Genomic DNA, 15,400 nt, shown 5'->3' on the forward strand with positions numbered 1-15,400 from the left:
CGTGATCCTCCGCGAAGGCCATCCGATCGTGCCGCAGGCGTGGTACGCCGACCGCCCGTGGAACCGCCTGCGCGGACTGCTGGCGCGGGCGCCCCTGCGCGGCGGCGCGGTGCAGGCGCTGTGGCTGGCGCCATGCCCCAGCGTGCACACCTTCGGCATGGGTTATCCGCTGGACATCGTCTTCCTGGGGCAGAACGGCTGCGTGCTGGCATGCCACGAGAGCGTGCCGCCGTGGCGCATGCGCTGGTGCCGCAGCGCAAGGCAGACCGTGGAACTGGCGCCCGGCGGCATCGCGGCGCTCGCTCCCGTGCGTGGGGAGGAATGGTCATGGCAGGAAACCTGAAACACGCCATCGTGGCGATGATCCTGCTGGCGACGGCCGGCTGCGCGACCTCGCCCGCGTCGCGGCTCGGCGCCACCGTCGACCGCCAGCACCAGGCCGACCAGGCCTACGTCCAGGGCAATCTCGCCGGCGCCTTGTCGGGCTACCAGTCGCTGACGCATGCCATGCCGCAGAACGCGGATTTCTGGTTCCGCCTCGGCAACATCTATGCACGGCTCGATCGTCCCGACGAAGCCGTGGACGCGTATCAGCACACGCTCGGCATCGAACCGGGCCACGCCAAGGCCTGGCACAACCTCGGCATCATCCGCCTGCGCGAAGCCGAAGCCGCCTTCGCCCGCAGCGCGAGCGCCGCGGCCGGCATCGACGATGGCCTGCAGAAGGAGAGTGCGGACAAGGCCCGCGACATCGCAGCCTTGCGCAGCACGGCGAAACCGGACGATGCGGCCGCAGCAAGCGACAACCCGCCTCCGCCGCGCGGCACCGGCGCCGACGGCGCGGAGTCCAAGCCATGAAGCAGCCATCGATGCGACGCCAGCGCGGGCAGGCGGTGGTCGAGACCTCCATCGTGATCCTGGTGTTCGGCGTGTTCCTGCTCGGCATCTTCCAGGCGATCCTGTTCTATCGCGTGAAGAGCGTGGTCGATTACGCCGCGCTGCAGGCCGCGCGCAGCGGCGCCACGCATTTCGCGGAGATGAGCGAAATACGCAAGGGCTTCGCCAGTGGCCTGATGCCGCTGTACGCGCACAAGCCCGACAACATGGCGGTCACCACGGCCTACGGCGAGGCGTACATCGCCGCCAGCAACCCGCTCGAAACCGAGATCCGGATCGTCAGCCCGACCAAGTCCGCCTACGCGGACTGGGCCGAGACGCAGTTCGACGGCGTCAAGGCGATCCCGAACGACAGCCTGTCGTTCCGCCCGTCGACGCCGGGCGGACGCAGCGGGCTCACCGTCCAGGACGCCAACGTGCTGAAGATCCGCGTGGTCTACGGCTACAAGATGATCGTGCCGGTCATCGACAAGATCGTGATCGCGATCTTCCGCAGCTCGTTCTACCAGGGCATGGATGCGCGCGAGATCGCCATGCTGGAAAGCGGCCGCCTGCCCATCGTCAGCCAGGCCGTGGTGCGCATGCAGACGCCCATCCGCGATCCGGCTCCGCTGCCGTGAACCGGCGTGGCCTGCCGCTCGCCTGGATGATCGCCGGTGCGCTGGCGCTTCCCGTCCACGCGGCGGACATGCCCGACGTGAAAGTGCAGGCGGTGCTCAGCGGCGTCGCCACGGGCGGAACGGCCAAACCGGGCGGCGTGGCGGCGGAAACCCTCTGGCTCAAGGGCGATCGCGTGCGCGTGGATTTCGATGCAGGCCAGGGGCGGCGCGGGCGCATCCTGCGCGACGGCCGCGGCCATGCCTGGCTGTTCATGTCGACCTCCGACCGGGCCTTGCCGGCGCAGCATGTGCCGATCGGGGCGATCACCCGGCTCGATCCGGTACAGCCATGCTGGAAGCTGGGCTTCGCCTGCGACAAGGTCGGGCAGCGCGTCATCGCGGGGCGGCAGTCGGAGGGCTGGCGCTACCGTCATGCGGAGCAGTCCGGCCCGGGCGGCACCGACAGCGGAACGTTCTGGATCGATGCGCAATACGGCCTGCTGCTGGCCTTCCAGGGCAAGGACGTGGGCGAGCACGCCCGCCGCATGGAAACCACGGCCGTCGATTTCCAGGCGATTCCTGACGACACGTTCAAGGCGCCCGCAGCGGTCCGGCAGGACATCGAGAACGCGGATCGCCGCGCCGATGCGCTGCGCGGGTATTCGCACTGACAGCATCCGTCAGCCAGGAAGCGGCATGCTGGCATTGACTTCCTGTATGGAGTAGATTGGCTTTCAGGTGCATTCGTAGAGATCAGCCATGTCGGCGCACAGCCTGCAAGCGGCACTCCCCGTCGAGGATCTGAACGGCCCGGCCCTGCGGAGTTTTTTCCGGTTGAGCGGGCACTGGAAGCTGCGCGTCGCCGAACAGCGCAAGCTGCTCGGCGATCCGCCCGAATCCACGTTCTACAAGTGGAAACGCGAGCAGGACGGCAGCCTCGGCCGCGACACGCTGGAGCGCATCAGCTACCTGATCGGCATCTGGAAGGACCTGCAGATCCTGTTCCCCGATGCGGAGCAGGCCGATGCGTGGCTGCGCAAGCCGAACGCGGCGGCGCTGTTCGGCGGCCATTCGGCGCTGGAGCGCATGCTGTCGGGCAACGTGGCCGACCTGTTCGTGGTGCGCCAGTACCTGGATGCGCAACGCGGCTGAGCCGCGCGGTGGCGCCGGTCGCGTTCCGCGAGACCGCCAGCCGCCAGCCTCGCCCCCCCGGCCCACAGGAACGACACGGACCACCGCGATGCCAGCCGATCTGCCCCCCGTCCGCCGCATCCGCTGGAACCAGGCCTGGCGCATCGTGCCCAGCCGTTTCCCGCCGGTGGGCGTGTACGACCGCATCGCCGATCCGGCCGACTTCGACGCGGTGTTCGCGATCGAGGCGCTGACCAACCCGCGCCTGCGCGAGGAGGCCGGCGCGCTGAAGCTGGTGGCGAAGGAGCATCGCATCAGCGGCCCGGGCAGCACGCCGGTGATGGCCGCCTTCACCCATCTGAATCCGGAAGGCAGCCGTTTTTCCGATGGTACGTGGGGCGTGTTCTACGCCGCGCACAGCGTCGCCACCGCGGTGGAGGAAACGGTGTACCACCGCGAGCGCTTCCTCGCCGCCACCGCCGAGCCGGCCTGCGACATCCAGATGCGTTGCTACCGCACCCGCGTCGACTGCCGCCTGCACGACATACGCGGCGGCTGGAAGCGGGAACACGATGCGGACGACTATGCGGCCGGCGTGGAACTGGCGCGCGTCTTGCGCGCCGCCGGTTCCAACGGCATCGTCTACGACAGCGTGCGCGATCCGGGCGGCGAGTGCCTGGCCGCGTTCCAGCCGGATGCCGTCGCGCCCTGCGTGCAGGCGCAGCACCTGGTCTACCGCTGGGACGGCAAGCGCATCGCCAAGGTGCTCGAAGTGAGCGAAATGAAGCGCTCCGGGCCGTAGCGCGGCATGGCGCGCCTGCCGTCCCCGTCATCAACGAAGTGAGTTTCCGGGAGCACCATGAAAATCCTGCTGTCGCTGTTGCTGGCCCTGGTTTCGTGCGCCGTGTGCGCCGACGAAGCCCCGCATGCGTACTGGAATTCCGCCATCGCGGCGTTCGAAGCCGCCGATCGCGCGAACCCCCCGCCGCAGGGCGCGGTGCTGTTCATCGGCAGCTCGTCGATCGAGCACTGGAAATCCGTCGCGGCGGACTTCCCGGAAGCGAAGGTGATCAACCGCGGCTTCGGCGGCTCCGAGATCGGCGACTCCACCTATTTCGCCGACCGCATCGTGGCGCCCTACCATCCGCGCGCGATCGTGATGTACGCCGGCGACAACGACATCTACGCCGGGCACACGCCGCAGCGGGTGCGCGACGATTTCGCCGCCTTCGTGCGCAAGGTGCGCTCGTTCGACCCCGGCGTGCCGGTGGCCTTCGTGGCGATCAAGCCCAGCGTGGCGCGCCGCGCGCTGCTGCCGCAGATCAGCCAGGCCAATGCGCTGGTGCGCGAATACGCCGCCAAGCAGCAGGGCGTGAGCTATATCGACGTGTACACGCCCATGCTGGGCAAGGATGGTCAGCCGCAGCAGCAGTGGTTCGGGCCGGACGGCCTGCACATGAACCGCAGCGGCTATGAGCTGTGGATCGGTCTGCTGAAACCGTGGGTGGATGCGCACGGGCAGCGGTGAGGGAGCCGCGGCAGGAAGCCGTTGCGATGGATTGCCCCGCGCGCCATCCATGGCGCGCGGGGCAGGACCTCAGAAGCGGTACGCGAAGCTCACGCCGTAGGCCATCGGATTGATGGTGGTGCGGCCGACCTTGGCGCCGTCGACCTTCACGTCGCTGGCCAGGTCGATCCAGCGCGCGTCGACGGTGACGCTCCATTGCGGCGCGATCTTCACGTCCACGCCGGCGTGCGCGGCCGCGCCCCAGCTGCTGTCGATGGCGACGCGCGTGCCTTGCAGCGGGCCCTTGCCGTCGATGTTGAAGAAGCGCGTGTAGTTCACGCCCAGGCCCACGAACGGCGACACCTTGCTCTCGGGCATGAAGTGGTAGTTCACGCCCAGCACCGGCGGCAGCTGGTGCGCCACGGCCACCTGGGTGCCGTTGAGCCGCACGTTGTGGCGGAACGGCACGGCGACCAGCAGCTCGGCGCCCCAGTTCGGCGTGGCCATGTATTCGATGCTGGCCGTGGGCTTGAGGTCGCTGCTGACCTTGGCGTTCATGCCGGCGAGCGTGCCGTTGTGGGACTTGGGGCTGACCACGTGGGCGCCGAAACGCACCACCCAGGTATCGTCATTGGCGTGGGCGGGCAGGGCGGCGGCGAGACCGGCGACGGCGAGCAGGGGGAGGAGGATTTTCATCGGTTTCCTTTGGGGCATGTAGCGAAGTGCTGCATCCATGCTGATCCGGCCCCGCGGCCCCGCATCTGACTCGAATCAAATACCGGGGCCCCACGCGGCGATGCGCCGCATATGCGCGCGACCTCCCGCGTTTCGCAGGCCCATGGAAAATGTCCGGCGTCAGGCCCCTTCGACAGGCTGGCATCGACGTCCCCCGCTTTGAGTAGCGGGTCGGTTTGGAGTCCGGAGTTACTTGACTGCTTCGCGTAGGCGGCGGGTGTCAACCCACCCTGCGCCTGCTTCGGTCGCCCCTCGTCGTATTCCAGCCGCCAGCGTTCGATCTCGGTGCGGGCGTGCAGCAGGCTGGGAAACCCGTATTCGTCGAGGCACTCATCGCGCAGGCGACCGTTGAACGGTACGACGTCGGCGTTCTGGTTCGGCTTGCCCGGTTCGATCAAACGCAACTGCACACCGCCCTCGTGCGCCCGGGCGATCGTCGCCTTGCCGCAGAACTCCTTGCCGTTGCCGGTGCGAATCGTCTTGGGCAGGCCGCGAATGATCGCCGGGCGATCCAGCACGCGCGTCACGCCGATGCCGGAGATGGCTCGTTCGACTTCGATGCCTGCCGACTCATGCGCGGCGTCGACGACGTTGGTCAGGCGCTTGGCGACGCGGGCATCGGCGGTGCGATCGAACACGAAATCCATCGACACACTTCGTCGGGCGCCGATGGACGAAACAGCGGTTGCCGCTCGCTCACCGGCACCTTCTTCCGCTTGCGCCGCCGCACTTGCAGCCGTTCCACGCGCTTGCGGTTCACCGGCTCGCCGCCCTCCTGCCGAAAAGCTTCAAGTGGATCATTCCCACGCCGTAGCGCTTGTGCCGCTGCGCCAGTTCCACGATCCGCCGCCGCAGCGCCGCGTTGCGGCCTGGCTGCGCCTGATGGCGGAATGCGCTGGCGCTCATGCCTACGACGCGCAACGAGCAGCGCTCGCTCGGTGCCTTGTCGATCGTCTGGCGCACCAGCGCTCGCCGGACAGGTGCGCCTACGGCTTTTTTCGCGGGACGTCCCGGATCACCTCGTTCTCAAGCATCTGCTCGGCCACCTGCGCTTCGCGCAGCAGCTCTTCCACGGCCTCGGATTCGGGCGCCGATGGGCGGCGCGATTGCATCCCGCAGGGCGCTGCGGCCTGCAAGTACGGACGTGAAGCTGACATCGGGAGCAACGGCGTTCATGCGTCCTCCCCAGGCTGAGCTGTCGTATCCCGCGGCGACAGGTGGATGCCGGCGATCATGCAGCGCACCGAGCCGCCTGCCATCTCAAGGGTAGGTACCGCCAGCGGCAGCAAACGCGCGCTGCGCTCGATGCGTGCCTTTTGCCGAGCCGTCAGGCTGTCACAGGCGCGCTGCGACAGCGCGAGGATGCGGCCGTCGCGACCGGACAGCTCGATGGCATTTCCGGCGAAGTTGGCGATCTGCTCCTGGCTCAGGTCGATCACTTCGTGCCCGGACTCCTGCAGCCGCTCGATCACTTCCTGCGCCCGGCGCGGATCGGTCAGCGTCCGGGTTCCCAGCAGCGCGAATTCGGTGGCCACGCACATCAACACGTTGGTGTGGTAGATCGGCCGGCCAGCGGTGTCGGCCGTATCGAAGACGATGGGCTCGAAGTTGAAATGGGTGCTGAAGCGCTCCAGCAGCACCGGGTCCGCGCGGTTGGAGCGGGCGGTGTAGGCCACGCGCGCCATGTGGTCCAGCACCATGGCGCCGGTGCCCTCCAGGAACAGGCCATCGTTCTCCAGGCCCGAGTAGTCAATCACATCCCGCACCCGGTACTCCGCCTTGAGCATCTCGATGATGTCGCTGCGCCGCTCGCGGCGCCGGTTCCGCGGGTACATCGGGTAGATGGCAACGTGGCCGCCCGAGTGCGTGGAGAACCAGTTGTTCAAGAACACCGAGTCCGGCGTGTCACGCTCGCCCGTGTCCTCGAACAGGTGGACGCGTACGCCGGCGGCTTGCAGTCGATCGACCGCCTGGGTCACTTCGTCATGGGCGGTATCGGCGATGGCACGGGCCTGGTCCTTGGCCGCATCGCTCTGGAATGCGTTGTCGGCGGTGGTTTCCGGGTTGGGCGTGAAGCGGTGCGGGCGCACCATCACGACCGCGGCAGGGGCTTGTATGGATCGGAACGTGGACATAAGGCGACTCCTGGGGCTTCGCCTTTACGCGACCCGGCGCGGCGCCGCGCGCGATGTCCCGGAGCAGGTGTGGCGGAACAGATCCTTCGGGTCGTCGGCCCGGGGCACCAGTTCCACGTTTTCGCCCAGACCGCGCTGCTCGGCCTGCGCATTCACGTAGCGCAGCGTGGAGTAGTCCTCCAACGCGAAACCCACCGAGTCGAACACCGTCACCTGCCCGGCACTTTGCCGGCCGGTTTCGGTTCCGGCCAGGACGCGCCACAGGTCCACAACCGGGAAGTCCTGGGGCAGTTGCTGGATGTCGCCTTCGATGCGGGTCTGCGGCTCGTACTCCACGAAGACGCGTGCGCCGCGCAGCACGTCGGCGTGCAGCTCGGTCTTGCCCGGGCAATCCCCGCCCACGCCGTTGATGTGCATACCCGGTTCGATCATGTCGGGTGTGATGATGGTGGCAAAGGCCTTGTCGGCGGTCACCGTGGTGACGATGTCCGCACCGCGCACAGCCTCGGCTGTCGATGCGGCGCGGATGATCTTCAGCGAGGGGTAGGCGGACAGGTTGCGAATCAGCTTCCCGGTCGCGTGCGGATCGATGTCGTAGACCGCGATTTCCTCGATGCCCAGGTGGCTATGGAACGCGAGGGCCTGGAATTCGCTTTGCGCGCCGTTGCCGATCAGCGCCATGCGGCGGGCATCGGGCCGCGCCAGCGCGCGGGCCGCCATCAGCGACGTCGCGCAGGTGCGCAGTGCCGTGGCGACGGTGAGTTCCGACAGCAGCACGGGATAGCCCGTGTCCACCTCCGCCAGCACGCCAAAGGCCATCACGGTGTACAGGCCGCGCTGCGTGTTGCTGGGGTGCCCGTTGACGTACTTGAATGCGTAGCGCTCGGCGTTGGAAACGGGCATCAGCTCGATCACGCCGATGTCCGAATGGCTGGCCACGCGGGCCGATTTGTCGAACTCGGGCCAACGAAGGAAGTCGTCCTGAATGGCGTCGGCGAGCTCGCCAATGAACTGCGTCACTCCGATGTCATGCACGAGGCGGGACATGGTGGGAACGTCAACGAAGCGGGTCATGAGGTCTCCTGGCAGTAGTGGCAAGCGGGCTTGCCGCGACCAGGAAATTGTTCTTGTGTTTCGTGCCAAATTGAAGATGGCAGCTTGGCAGATTATTCCGTCTTGATTACAATTTGCCACCTGCAGATTGCAGAATGAAAGATTCCGATGGATGACACCGACCGCGAACTGATCTCGCTGTTGCGCGCCGATGCGCGCACTTCAGTGGTGTTGCTTGCCAAGAAGCTGCGCGTCGCACGGGCCACGGTACAAAACCGCATGGCCAAGCTGGAGGCCGATGGAACGATCGTGGGCTACACCGTGCGGCTCAGGCCCGAAGTGGAAGAGCACCGAATTCGTGCGCTGACTTCCATCGGGGTCGAGGGCAACCATGGAGAAAGCGTGCGGCGCGAACTGCGCGGCCATCCGAACGTGGTGGCGCTTCACACCACCAACGGGCGCTGGGACATGATTGCGGAGCTGCGGGCCGATACCTTGGAAGCGTTCGACCGAGTTCTGAATGGCATCCGCAACATTCAGGGCATCTCCAATACCGAGACCAGCATCCTGCTGTCCACGCGCAAGATCTAGCGATGCCTTGCCAGACGAGCGGAGGCCACAGCTGCGTCGTCGCGTGAGGCTGCCGACTCCTCAAGTCAAACCGAAAGCCTGGCCTCGGCAAAACTCGGGACTCGCAGTGAAGATGCGAGCCCCTGCACCCGCCACTCCAGGTTGGCGAGGGGCGCCCTCAGCCTCGGGCGCTGTCGGATAGTTCGCTTGGAGAACGTCGGTCACTCGACCAATTCGCCTGCTGGTGGTTGTCGAACTGACTGGTGCCATGGCAAGTCGTGGCACCTTGCTCTCTTTTTGTCGGCCGAGCTCGTCGGCACGCTTTGAATGCCTCGAATCTGGACAGACGGAAAAAGCTTCCCGCCTTGGTTCAAGGTTTGACCCTTGGTCAAGCAGTGTCGAGGAATATCGCCCGCAGCGAATCTGCGGTTGCGGATCAGGTATCCGCGCCGGTCGCAAACCCTTCGCGCGTGCCGCGGGTGAACACGCGGTCGCCGTCCAGCACGTCGGCGGCGGCGTGCGTGGGCTCGGCCCCGAGCTTCGCGTAGATCGGCGTGAAGTCGGGCCGGGTGGCGTCGAACAACTGCGCGAAGTCGTCGATCACGAAATACGTCTGCTGGTAGGTGTCGATGCGGTAGCGCGTGCTCATCACGCGTTCCAGGCCGAAGCCGATGCGGTTCGGCGCGGGCGAATCCAGCGAGTAGATCGACTCGCCCTTGGAGCTGACGATGCCGGCGCCGTAGATGCGCATGCCCTCGTCGGTGTTTATCAGGCCGAACTCCACCGTGTACCAGTACAGGCGCGTGAGGTTCATCAGCGCCTCGGGTCCGATGTTGAACGCCTTCATGCCGCCGCGGCCGTAGGCCTGCATGTAGTCGGCGAACACCGGGTTCAGCAGCAGCGGCACGTGGCCGAACAGGTCGTGGAACAGGTCCGGCTCGCTGAGGTAGTCGAGCTGATCGGGTTTGCGTATCCACCAGCTCACCGGGAAGCGGCGGTTGGCGAGGTGGTCGAAGAACACCTCGTCCGGCAGCAGGCCTTCCACCGCCACCAGCTCCCAGCCGGTGGCCTTGACCAGCACCTTGTTGAGTTCGGAAAACTTCGGGATGCCGCCGTCGCCCAGGCCGAAGCGCTCCACGCCGGCGAGGAACTCCTTGCAGGCGCGCCCGGGCAGCAGTTCGCGCTGGCGCTGGTACAAGGTGTCCCACACCTCATGGTCGGTACGGGTGTAGCCGGACCACGGCTGCTCGACCACGCCCGTCGCGTAGACCGGGATGTAACCGCGGTCGGTCTGCTGGTGTTCGACCTTGCGGGGCGGGGGCTGATCCATGGAGGCTCCGTATGACGGTTCGCGGTTGCCGGCCAAGTCGGACGGCGTCCACAGCATAGGGCCTACCGGTCGAACGAAGATTGCAATATTGCGTGCATACACGTAGTTGGCGCAACATTCGTGCGTGTCCACCCGTGTTTGGCGAGGCAATTTGCAATGACCGTGCTGGATCGTACCGACCTGCGCCTGCTCGCCGTGCTGCAGACCGAGGGCCGCATCACCAATGCCGAGCTGGCCGAACGGGTGAACCTGTCGCCCTCGGCCTGCCTGCGTCGCCTGCAGCGGCTGGAGGCGGAGAAGGTGATCACGGGCTACGCCGCGCAGGTCGATCCGCAGGCGGTGGGGCTGGGCCTGCAGGCGTTCGTGCGGGTGCAGCTGGTGAAGCACGAGGCGGCGATGATCGAACGCTTCGTGCAGCGGATCTCCGGCTGGGACGAGGTGGTGGCCTGCCATGCGCTCACCGGCGACATGGACTACCTGCTGCACATCTACGTGGCCGACCTCGAGCACTTCTCGCGCTTCCTGCTGGACCACCTGCTCAACGACGCCGGCGTGGCCGACGTCAATTCCAGCTTCGTGCTGCGCACGGTGAAGCGCTCGTCGTCGCTGCCGCTGTCGCAGGTGCAGGCCTAGGCCGGCTCGGCCGCCGGCGCCAGGCCGCCGCGCGCGCGGCGCATGCGCAAGGCAAGGAAGGCGGCGATCACGAACGGCACCCGGTAGCTGCCCGGTTGCACGCGCAGCACGCCGGCCGCGGGGCATGCACACCGGCATGGTCAAACCGTTCGCCGACTGCAGCTAAAATGGGCGACCGATGAACACCGCCGCCATCCCCGCGCCCCGACGCGACCGCCTGCAACCGTTGCGCTACCTCTGGCGCGTGCCGCTGCTGCTGCTGCACATCGTGCTGGCGATCATGCTGGCGGCGTTCCTGATGAGCTGGAACCGCAACCGCGTGATGCAGGATGGCCGCGAGCCGTTCGCGCACCGCATGATCCGCTGGTGGGCCACCGCGCTGATGCGCATCTTCGGGCTGCGCGCGGTGCGCGTGGGCCAGCCGCTGGCCGACCCGGTGCTGTTCGTGGCGAACCACACCTCGTGGATCGACATCGTGCTGCTGCACTCGCAGCGCGCGGCCTGCTTCGTGGCCAAGGCGGAGATCGCCCACTGGCCGCTGGTGGGCTGGCTGGCGGCCAGCGGCGGCACCATCTTCCATCGCCGCGGCAGCAACCATTCGCTGGCGGCGGTGATGCAGGTGATGGTGGAACGCCTGCGCGCGGGCCGTTCGGTGGCGGTGTTCCCCGAGGGCGGCACCGGCCACCATGGCGTGCTCAAAGTGTTCCACGCGCGCATCTTCCAGGCCGCGCTGGACGCCGACGTTCCCGTGCAGCCGGTGGCGCTGCGCTTCGCGCGCGACGGCCGGCGCCAGGTCGATGCCGGCTTCCGCGAGAACGAAAGCTTCATGGGCAACTTCCTGCGCCTGCTGGGCGGCCCGCCGATGGATGCCGAGGTGCATTTCCTGCAGCCGGTGCCGGCCAGCCCGGATGCGCGCCGACGCATGGCCGAGCTGTCGCGCGAACGCATCGCCGCGGCGCTGGAGAATGCCCCGCAGGAGCCGCGCACCGCATGAGCCTGCCGAGCGGGAAGGACTTCCGACCGTCCTGGCCGCTCACCAGCGGGCACGTCCAGACCATGCTCTCCTCCAGCGGCGTGCGCCGCATGCTGCTGCCGCGCGCCGCGCGCGCGGTGCAGGAAGGCGCCGAGCCGGTGATGGTGGACGGCGGCGGCGGCGTGCGCCTCACCGGGGCGTACACCGCGCAGCAGCTGCGCCCGCAACCGCGCGGCCTCGCCGTGCTGTTCCACGGCTGGGAAGGCAGCGTGGATTCCACCTACGTGCTGCAGACCGGCAGCCGCCTGCTCGCCGACGGCTGGGACATCTTCCGCCTCAACTTCCGCGACCACGGCGACAGCCATGGCCTGAACGAGGCGCTGTTCCACTCCTGCCGGCTGGACGAGGTGGTGCACGCGCTGGGCGAGATCGCCGCGCGCTGGCCGGCACGGCCGCTGGCGCTGGCGGGCTTCTCGCTGGGCGGCAACTTCGCGCTGCGCGCGGCCCTGCATACCTCGCTCGTGGGCATTCCGCTGAGCTACGCGCTGGCGGTGTGCCCGATCATCGATCCCACCGAGGGCCTGTTCTCGCTGGAGGAATCGGCGCCGTGGTTCTACCGCGCCTACTTCATGCGCAAGTGGCGGCACTCGCTGCTGACGAAGCAGAAGGCGTTTCCGGAGCACCAGTACTTCGAGATGTCCGAACTGCGCCAGGACCTGCGCGGGCTCACCGAGTCGCTGGTGCGCCGGCATACCGATTTCGGCTCGCTGCAGCAGTACCTCGACGGCTATTCGGTGGCCGGCGAGGCGCTGGCGGCGATGCAGATTCCCGCCACCATCCTCACCGCGCGCGACGACCCGGTGATCCCGGTGGCCGCGTTCGAGCAGTTGCGGCTGCCGGCGAACGTGGAACTGGACATCGCCGACCACGGCGGCCACTGCGGCTTCATCCGCGGCCGCGACATGACCAGCTTCACCGACGACTACATCGCAGCGCGCTTCAACGCGGTGGCCGACGCGGCGGGCCGCTGAGGCACCCGCGCGCGCCGTTCAAGGTTTCCGCAAGGGATCGAGCAGGCGCTTCAGGCCGTTGTGGTCGATCTCCAGCATCAATGCCAGCAGCCGGCCGAGTTCGCCGCGCGGGAAGCCCTCGCGCGCGAACCACGCGAGGTAGGCGCCGGGCAGGTCGGCGATCGGATGGCCCTTGTACTTGCCGTACGGCATGCGCACGACCAGCAGTCGCTTGAGATCGTCGGGCTGGGGCGGATCGGGTGCGTCCATCGTGACGACGGTAGCAGAGGCGGCATGCGTCACGGCATGGGTATAGGCTTGGCGTTCCCGCCGATTCCGGAGTCCGCGCCATGCGCCTGCCTTCGTTCCTGTCGCTGCTGGTCCCGCTGTTGCTGCTGCTCGCCGTACCCGCCTGCGCGTCGGCGCCGCTGGACAAGCTCACGCTGCCGGCGGGCTTCCACATCGCGGTGTACTCCGACCAGGTGCCGAATGCGCGCGAGATCGCGCTGGGCGCGAAAGGCACGGTGTTCGTGGGCTCGGAGGACGCGGGCAAGGTCTACGCGCTCACCGACAGCCGGCACGCCGGCCGCGCCGACAAGGTGCGCGTGCTCGCCAGCGGGCTGAAGATGCCGGTGGGCGTGGCGTTCCACCACGGCGACCTCTACGTCTCCGCGGTGAGCCGCATCTACGTGCTGCGCGACATCGAGAACCACCTCGACGATCCGCCCAAGCCCGAACTCGTCACCGACAAGCTGCCCAGCGACACCCACCACGGCTGGCGGTTCATCGCGTTCGGACCCGACGGCAAGCTCTACGTGCCGATCGGCGCGCCCTGCAACGTCTGCGACAAGGGCAAGGCCTACGCCAAGCTCACCCGCATGAACGCCGACGGCAGCGGCGCGGAGGACGTGGCCTACGGCATCCGCAACACCGTGGGCTTCGACTGGCGCCCCGGTTCGCAGCAGCTGTGGTTCACCGACAACGGTCGCGACATGCTGGGCGACGACATCCCCAGCGACGAACTGAACCGCGTCAGCCACGTCGGCGAGCACTTCGGCTTCCCGTACTGCCACCAGGGCGACATCCTCGATCCCGAATTCGGCAAGGGCCACAGCTGCAAGGACTACACGCCGCCGGTGCTGAAGCTGGGCGCGCACGTGGCCTCGCTGGGCATGCGCTTCTACGAGGGCGGCATGTTCCCGGCCGGCTACAAGGGCGCGATCCTGGTCGCCGAACACGGCTCGTGGAACCGCACGAAGAAATCCGGCTACCGCGTGATGGCGGTGCGCCTGGACGGCGACAAGGTGGCGAGCTACCAGCCGCTGATCACCGGCTTCCAGGAAGACGAGCAAGCCTGGGGCCGCCCGGTCGACGTGCAGCCGCTGCCCGACGGCAGCGTGCTGGTGAGCGACGACCTGGCCGGCGCGGTGTACCGGGTCACATACGCGCCGTAAGGTGCATGCGCCATGCTTCCGCATCGAACAGACTGACCACCGGGACCGCCATGCAACTGCGCAGCGACAACTTCGCCGACCACCAGCCCATCCCCGCCGCCAACGCCTTCGGCAAGCCCGGCGCGCCGGTGGCGCTGTCCGACAACCGCAGCCCGCACCTCGCGTGGAGCGGCGCGCCGGAAGGCACGCGCTCCTTCGTGCTCACCTGCATCGACGTCGACGTGCCCAGTCGCGGCGACGACGTGAACAAGGAAGGCCGCCGCGTGCCCGCCGACCTGCCGCGCGTGGAATTCGCGCACTGGTTGATGGCCAACATTCCGGAGGAGTGCGGCGAGCTGGCCGAGGGAGCCTGCGGCGACGGCATCGTGCCGCGCGGCAAGCGCGATCCGCTGGGGCCGCCGGGCAGCGTGCAGGGCATGAACGACTACACCGGCTGGTTCGCCGGCGACGCGGAGATGGGCGGCGACTACCTGGGCTACGACGGCCCGTGCCCGCCGTGGAACGACAGCATCGTGCACCGCTACCACTTCCGCGTTTACGCGCTCGACGTGGCGAAGCTGGACCTGCGCAACGGCTTCACGCTGGCCGGGCTGCGCACGGCGATGCGCGGCCACGTGCTGGCGGAGGCAGGCATCGTCGGCACGTATGCCATCCAGCCCGCAGGCGCCGCGTGACGACAAATGTCTAGGGAATGTGCAACGCGTATCTTCACACCGGGATGGCAGGCAGTGTGGGTGAATGAGGCCACGCGACAGCACGCGCTGTCGTCGGCATCCATTCAAGAGGACTCGGCCATGCTTCACTACGCAATCGTGTTTCTGATCGTCGCCATCATTGCCGCCGTGCTCGGTTTCGGCGGCATCGCGGGTACGGCGGCCGGGATCGCCAAGATCCTGTTCGTGGTGTTCCTGATCCTTGCCATCATCTCGTTCCTGCGCCGCGCGAAGTGAATCGTGGCGCGATGCCGGGCAAACCGGCATTCTTCCGCATGAACATCCAGGAGGCAGCATGAACAACCAACCAGCAACGTCCGAGAAGGATGCGCACAACCGCATCGACGAAGGCGCCGAGCGCGTCAAGCAGGCCACCTCTAGCGCCGTCGCCAGCACCAAGGACGCGGTGGGGCGCGCCGCCGACCACGTCGAGGGCAGCCTGCACCGCGCCACCGACAAGGTGGCCGAGGGCGCGAACCGCGCCAGCGAGAAGCTCGCCGACGCCAGCGAGCGCGGCCGCGCCGCCTACGACGCCACCATGGACCGTGCCGACGAATGGATGGAACAGGTGCGCGACTACGTGCGCGAGAAGCCGGTGCAGTCGGTGGCGATCGCGCTGGGCGCCGGCTGGCTGCTCGGCCGCCTGCTGCGCCGCTGACC

At 67.8% G+C, this 15,400-nt stretch carries 20 protein-coding genes and 1 pseudogene; 15 read left to right on the forward strand and 6 right to left on the reverse strand.

What is annotated here, in order from left to right:
- Position 1 precedes the first annotated feature (1 nt).
- The 7 genes from PCA_RS00215 to PCA_RS00245 all read left to right on the forward strand — a co-directional run bounded on the left by PCA_RS00215 (position 2) and on the right by PCA_RS00245 (position 4,155).
- Positions 2-343 (forward strand): DUF192 domain-containing protein, encoded by a 342-nt coding sequence (locus tag PCA_RS00215; protein WP_343204380.1) that lies wholly within the window; start codon positions 2-4, stop codon positions 341-343.
- Complete coding sequence (locus tag PCA_RS00220) at positions 328-858, forward strand: tetratricopeptide repeat protein (protein ID WP_181300101.1); 531 nt, start codon at positions 328-330, stop codon at positions 856-858. The genes PCA_RS00215 and PCA_RS00220 overlap by 16 nt, the downstream gene beginning before the upstream one ends.
- Complete coding sequence (locus tag PCA_RS00225) at positions 855-1,517, forward strand: TadE family protein (protein WP_255436565.1); 663 nt, start codon at positions 855-857, stop codon at positions 1,515-1,517. The genes PCA_RS00220 and PCA_RS00225 overlap by 4 nt, the downstream gene beginning before the upstream one ends.
- Positions 1,514-2,167 carry a hypothetical protein gene (locus PCA_RS00230; protein WP_181300102.1) on the forward strand — a complete coding sequence of 218 codons (654 nt, stop codon included), beginning with the start codon at positions 1,514-1,516 and terminating at the stop codon, positions 2,165-2,167. Before PCA_RS00225 ends, PCA_RS00230 begins: the two co-directional genes overlap by 4 nt.
- Before the next feature lie 88 nt (positions 2,168-2,255).
- On the forward strand, positions 2,256-2,648 hold the full coding sequence (locus PCA_RS00235) for an MbcA/ParS/Xre antitoxin family protein (protein ID WP_181300103.1): 393 nt from the start codon (positions 2,256-2,258) through the stop codon (positions 2,646-2,648).
- An 88-nt stretch (positions 2,649-2,736) separates the two neighbouring features.
- Positions 2,737-3,429, forward strand: coding sequence for an RES family NAD+ phosphorylase (locus PCA_RS00240; protein ID WP_181300104.1), 693 nt, complete (start codon positions 2,737-2,739; stop codon positions 3,427-3,429).
- A gap of 57 nt (positions 3,430-3,486) precedes the next feature.
- Positions 3,487-4,155, forward strand: coding sequence for an SGNH/GDSL hydrolase family protein (locus PCA_RS00245; RefSeq protein ID WP_181300105.1), 669 nt, complete (start codon positions 3,487-3,489; stop codon positions 4,153-4,155).
- Between the two features lie 69 nt (positions 4,156-4,224).
- Here the strand turns inward: PCA_RS00245 and PCA_RS00250 are convergent, their stop codons facing one another.
- From PCA_RS00250 to PCA_RS00270, 4 genes and pseudogenes are all read right to left on the reverse strand, one after another.
- Positions 4,225-4,830 (reverse strand): OmpW family outer membrane protein, encoded by a 606-nt coding sequence (locus PCA_RS00250; RefSeq protein WP_181300106.1) that lies wholly within the window; start codon positions 4,828-4,830, stop codon positions 4,225-4,227.
- A gap of 218 nt (positions 4,831-5,048) precedes the next feature.
- A pseudogene (locus PCA_RS17450) lies at positions 5,049-5,915 on the reverse strand (integrase core domain-containing protein); the annotation flags it as partial.
- Between the two features lie 126 nt (positions 5,916-6,041).
- A complete protein-coding gene (locus PCA_RS00265; protein ID WP_219918417.1) occupies positions 6,042-7,004 on the reverse strand; it encodes an arginine deiminase-related protein in 963 nt (320 codons plus the stop codon).
- A gap of 24 nt (positions 7,005-7,028) precedes the next feature.
- Entirely contained in the window at positions 7,029-8,078 is a 1,050-nt protein-coding gene (locus tag PCA_RS00270) for an ornithine cyclodeaminase (RefSeq protein WP_181300109.1), read from the reverse strand.
- 147 nt (positions 8,079-8,225) lie between these two features.
- Here PCA_RS00270 and PCA_RS00275 point away from each other — a divergent pair, with 147 nt between their 5' ends.
- Positions 8,226-8,648 (forward strand): Lrp/AsnC family transcriptional regulator, encoded by a 423-nt coding sequence (locus PCA_RS00275; protein ID WP_181300110.1) that lies wholly within the window; start codon positions 8,226-8,228, stop codon positions 8,646-8,648.
- 415 nt (positions 8,649-9,063) lie between these two features.
- Here the strand turns inward: PCA_RS00275 and phhA are convergent, their stop codons facing one another.
- On the reverse strand, positions 9,064-9,957 hold the full coding sequence (gene phhA, locus PCA_RS00280; protein WP_181300111.1) for a phenylalanine 4-monooxygenase: 894 nt from the start codon (positions 9,955-9,957) through the stop codon (positions 9,064-9,066).
- Positions 9,958-10,113: 156 nt separating this feature from the next.
- Here phhA and PCA_RS00285 point away from each other — a divergent pair, with 156 nt between their 5' ends.
- The 3 genes from PCA_RS00285 to PCA_RS00295 all read left to right on the forward strand — a co-directional run bounded on the left by PCA_RS00285 (position 10,114) and on the right by PCA_RS00295 (position 12,594).
- Positions 10,114-10,590, forward strand: a complete 477-nt coding sequence (locus PCA_RS00285) for an Lrp/AsnC family transcriptional regulator (RefSeq protein WP_181300112.1) — start codon at positions 10,114-10,116, stop codon at positions 10,588-10,590.
- Positions 10,591-10,768: 178 nt separating this feature from the next.
- On the forward strand, positions 10,769-11,584 hold the full coding sequence (locus PCA_RS00290) for a lysophospholipid acyltransferase family protein (RefSeq protein WP_181300113.1): 816 nt from the start codon (positions 10,769-10,771) through the stop codon (positions 11,582-11,584).
- The gene (locus tag PCA_RS00295; RefSeq protein ID WP_181300114.1) at positions 11,581-12,594 is read left to right on the forward strand and encodes an alpha/beta fold hydrolase; all 1,014 of its coding nucleotides are present in this window, start codon (positions 11,581-11,583) and stop codon (positions 12,592-12,594) included. Before PCA_RS00290 ends, PCA_RS00295 begins: the two co-directional genes overlap by 4 nt.
- 18 nt (positions 12,595-12,612) lie before the next feature.
- Here PCA_RS00295 and PCA_RS00300 read toward each other — a convergent pair whose 3' ends face one another.
- Complete coding sequence (locus PCA_RS00300) at positions 12,613-12,843, reverse strand: DUF3820 family protein (RefSeq protein WP_181300115.1); 231 nt, start codon at positions 12,841-12,843, stop codon at positions 12,613-12,615.
- A 98-nt stretch (positions 12,844-12,941) separates the two neighbouring features.
- Here PCA_RS00300 and PCA_RS00305 point away from each other — a divergent pair, with 98 nt between their 5' ends.
- The 4 genes from PCA_RS00305 (at position 12,942) to PCA_RS00320 (ending at position 15,398) form a co-directional block, all read left to right on the forward strand.
- A complete protein-coding gene (locus tag PCA_RS00305; RefSeq protein ID WP_219918423.1) occupies positions 12,942-14,027 on the forward strand; it encodes a PQQ-dependent sugar dehydrogenase in 1,086 nt (361 codons plus the stop codon).
- 50 nt (positions 14,028-14,077) lie between these two features.
- A complete protein-coding gene (locus tag PCA_RS00310; RefSeq protein WP_181300117.1) occupies positions 14,078-14,701 on the forward strand; it encodes a YbhB/YbcL family Raf kinase inhibitor-like protein in 624 nt (207 codons plus the stop codon).
- 120 nt (positions 14,702-14,821) lie between these two features.
- Entirely contained in the window at positions 14,822-14,977 is a 156-nt protein-coding gene (locus PCA_RS00315; protein WP_181300212.1) for a DUF1328 domain-containing protein, read from the forward strand.
- Positions 14,978-15,035: 58 nt separating this feature from the next.
- Entirely contained in the window at positions 15,036-15,398 is a 363-nt protein-coding gene (locus PCA_RS00320) for a DUF883 family protein (RefSeq protein WP_181300118.1), read from the forward strand.
- Positions 15,399-15,400 lie beyond the last annotated feature (2 nt).

This window comes from Rhodanobacter sp. PCA2 (assembly GCF_013620825.1).
GTDB lineage: Bacteria > Pseudomonadota > Gammaproteobacteria > Xanthomonadales > Rhodanobacteraceae > Rhodanobacter_A.

Coding starts and splice junctions, on each gene's coding strand:
- PCA_RS00310 (WP_181300117.1), top strand. CDS start 14,078: ATGCAACTGCGCAGCGACAACTTCGCCGACCACCAGCCCATCCCCGCC.
- PCA_RS00285 (WP_181300112.1), top strand. CDS start 10,114: ATGACCGTGCTGGATCGTACCGACCTGCGCCTGCTCGCCGTGCTGCAG.
- PCA_RS00245 (WP_181300105.1), top strand. CDS start 3,487: ATGAAAATCCTGCTGTCGCTGTTGCTGGCCCTGGTTTCGTGCGCCGTG.
- PCA_RS00300 (WP_181300115.1), bottom strand. CDS start 12,843: ATGGACGCACCCGATCCGCCCCAGCCCGACGATCTCAAGCGACTGCTG.
- PCA_RS00275 (WP_181300110.1), top strand. CDS start 8,226: ATGGATGACACCGACCGCGAACTGATCTCGCTGTTGCGCGCCGATGCG.
- PCA_RS00250 (WP_181300106.1), bottom strand. CDS start 4,830: ATGAAAATCCTCCTCCCCCTGCTCGCCGTCGCCGGTCTCGCCGCCGCC.
- PCA_RS00315 (WP_181300212.1), top strand. CDS start 14,822: ATGCTTCACTACGCAATCGTGTTTCTGATCGTCGCCATCATTGCCGCC.
- phhA (WP_181300111.1), bottom strand. CDS start 9,957: ATGGATCAGCCCCCGCCCCGCAAGGTCGAACACCAGCAGACCGACCGC.
- PCA_RS00240 (WP_181300104.1), top strand. CDS start 2,737: ATGCCAGCCGATCTGCCCCCCGTCCGCCGCATCCGCTGGAACCAGGCC.
- PCA_RS00265 (WP_219918417.1), bottom strand. CDS start 7,004: ATGTCCACGTTCCGATCCATACAAGCCCCTGCCGCGGTCGTGATGGTG.
- PCA_RS00225 (WP_255436565.1), top strand. CDS start 855: ATGAAGCAGCCATCGATGCGACGCCAGCGCGGGCAGGCGGTGGTCGAG.
- PCA_RS00295 (WP_181300114.1), top strand. CDS start 11,581: ATGAGCCTGCCGAGCGGGAAGGACTTCCGACCGTCCTGGCCGCTCACC.
- PCA_RS00220 (WP_181300101.1), top strand. CDS start 328: ATGGCAGGAAACCTGAAACACGCCATCGTGGCGATGATCCTGCTGGCG.
- PCA_RS00235 (WP_181300103.1), top strand. CDS start 2,256: ATGTCGGCGCACAGCCTGCAAGCGGCACTCCCCGTCGAGGATCTGAAC.
- PCA_RS00320 (WP_181300118.1), top strand. CDS start 15,036: ATGAACAACCAACCAGCAACGTCCGAGAAGGATGCGCACAACCGCATC.
- PCA_RS00290 (WP_181300113.1), top strand. CDS start 10,769: ATGAACACCGCCGCCATCCCCGCGCCCCGACGCGACCGCCTGCAACCG.
- PCA_RS00270 (WP_181300109.1), bottom strand. CDS start 8,078: ATGACCCGCTTCGTTGACGTTCCCACCATGTCCCGCCTCGTGCATGAC.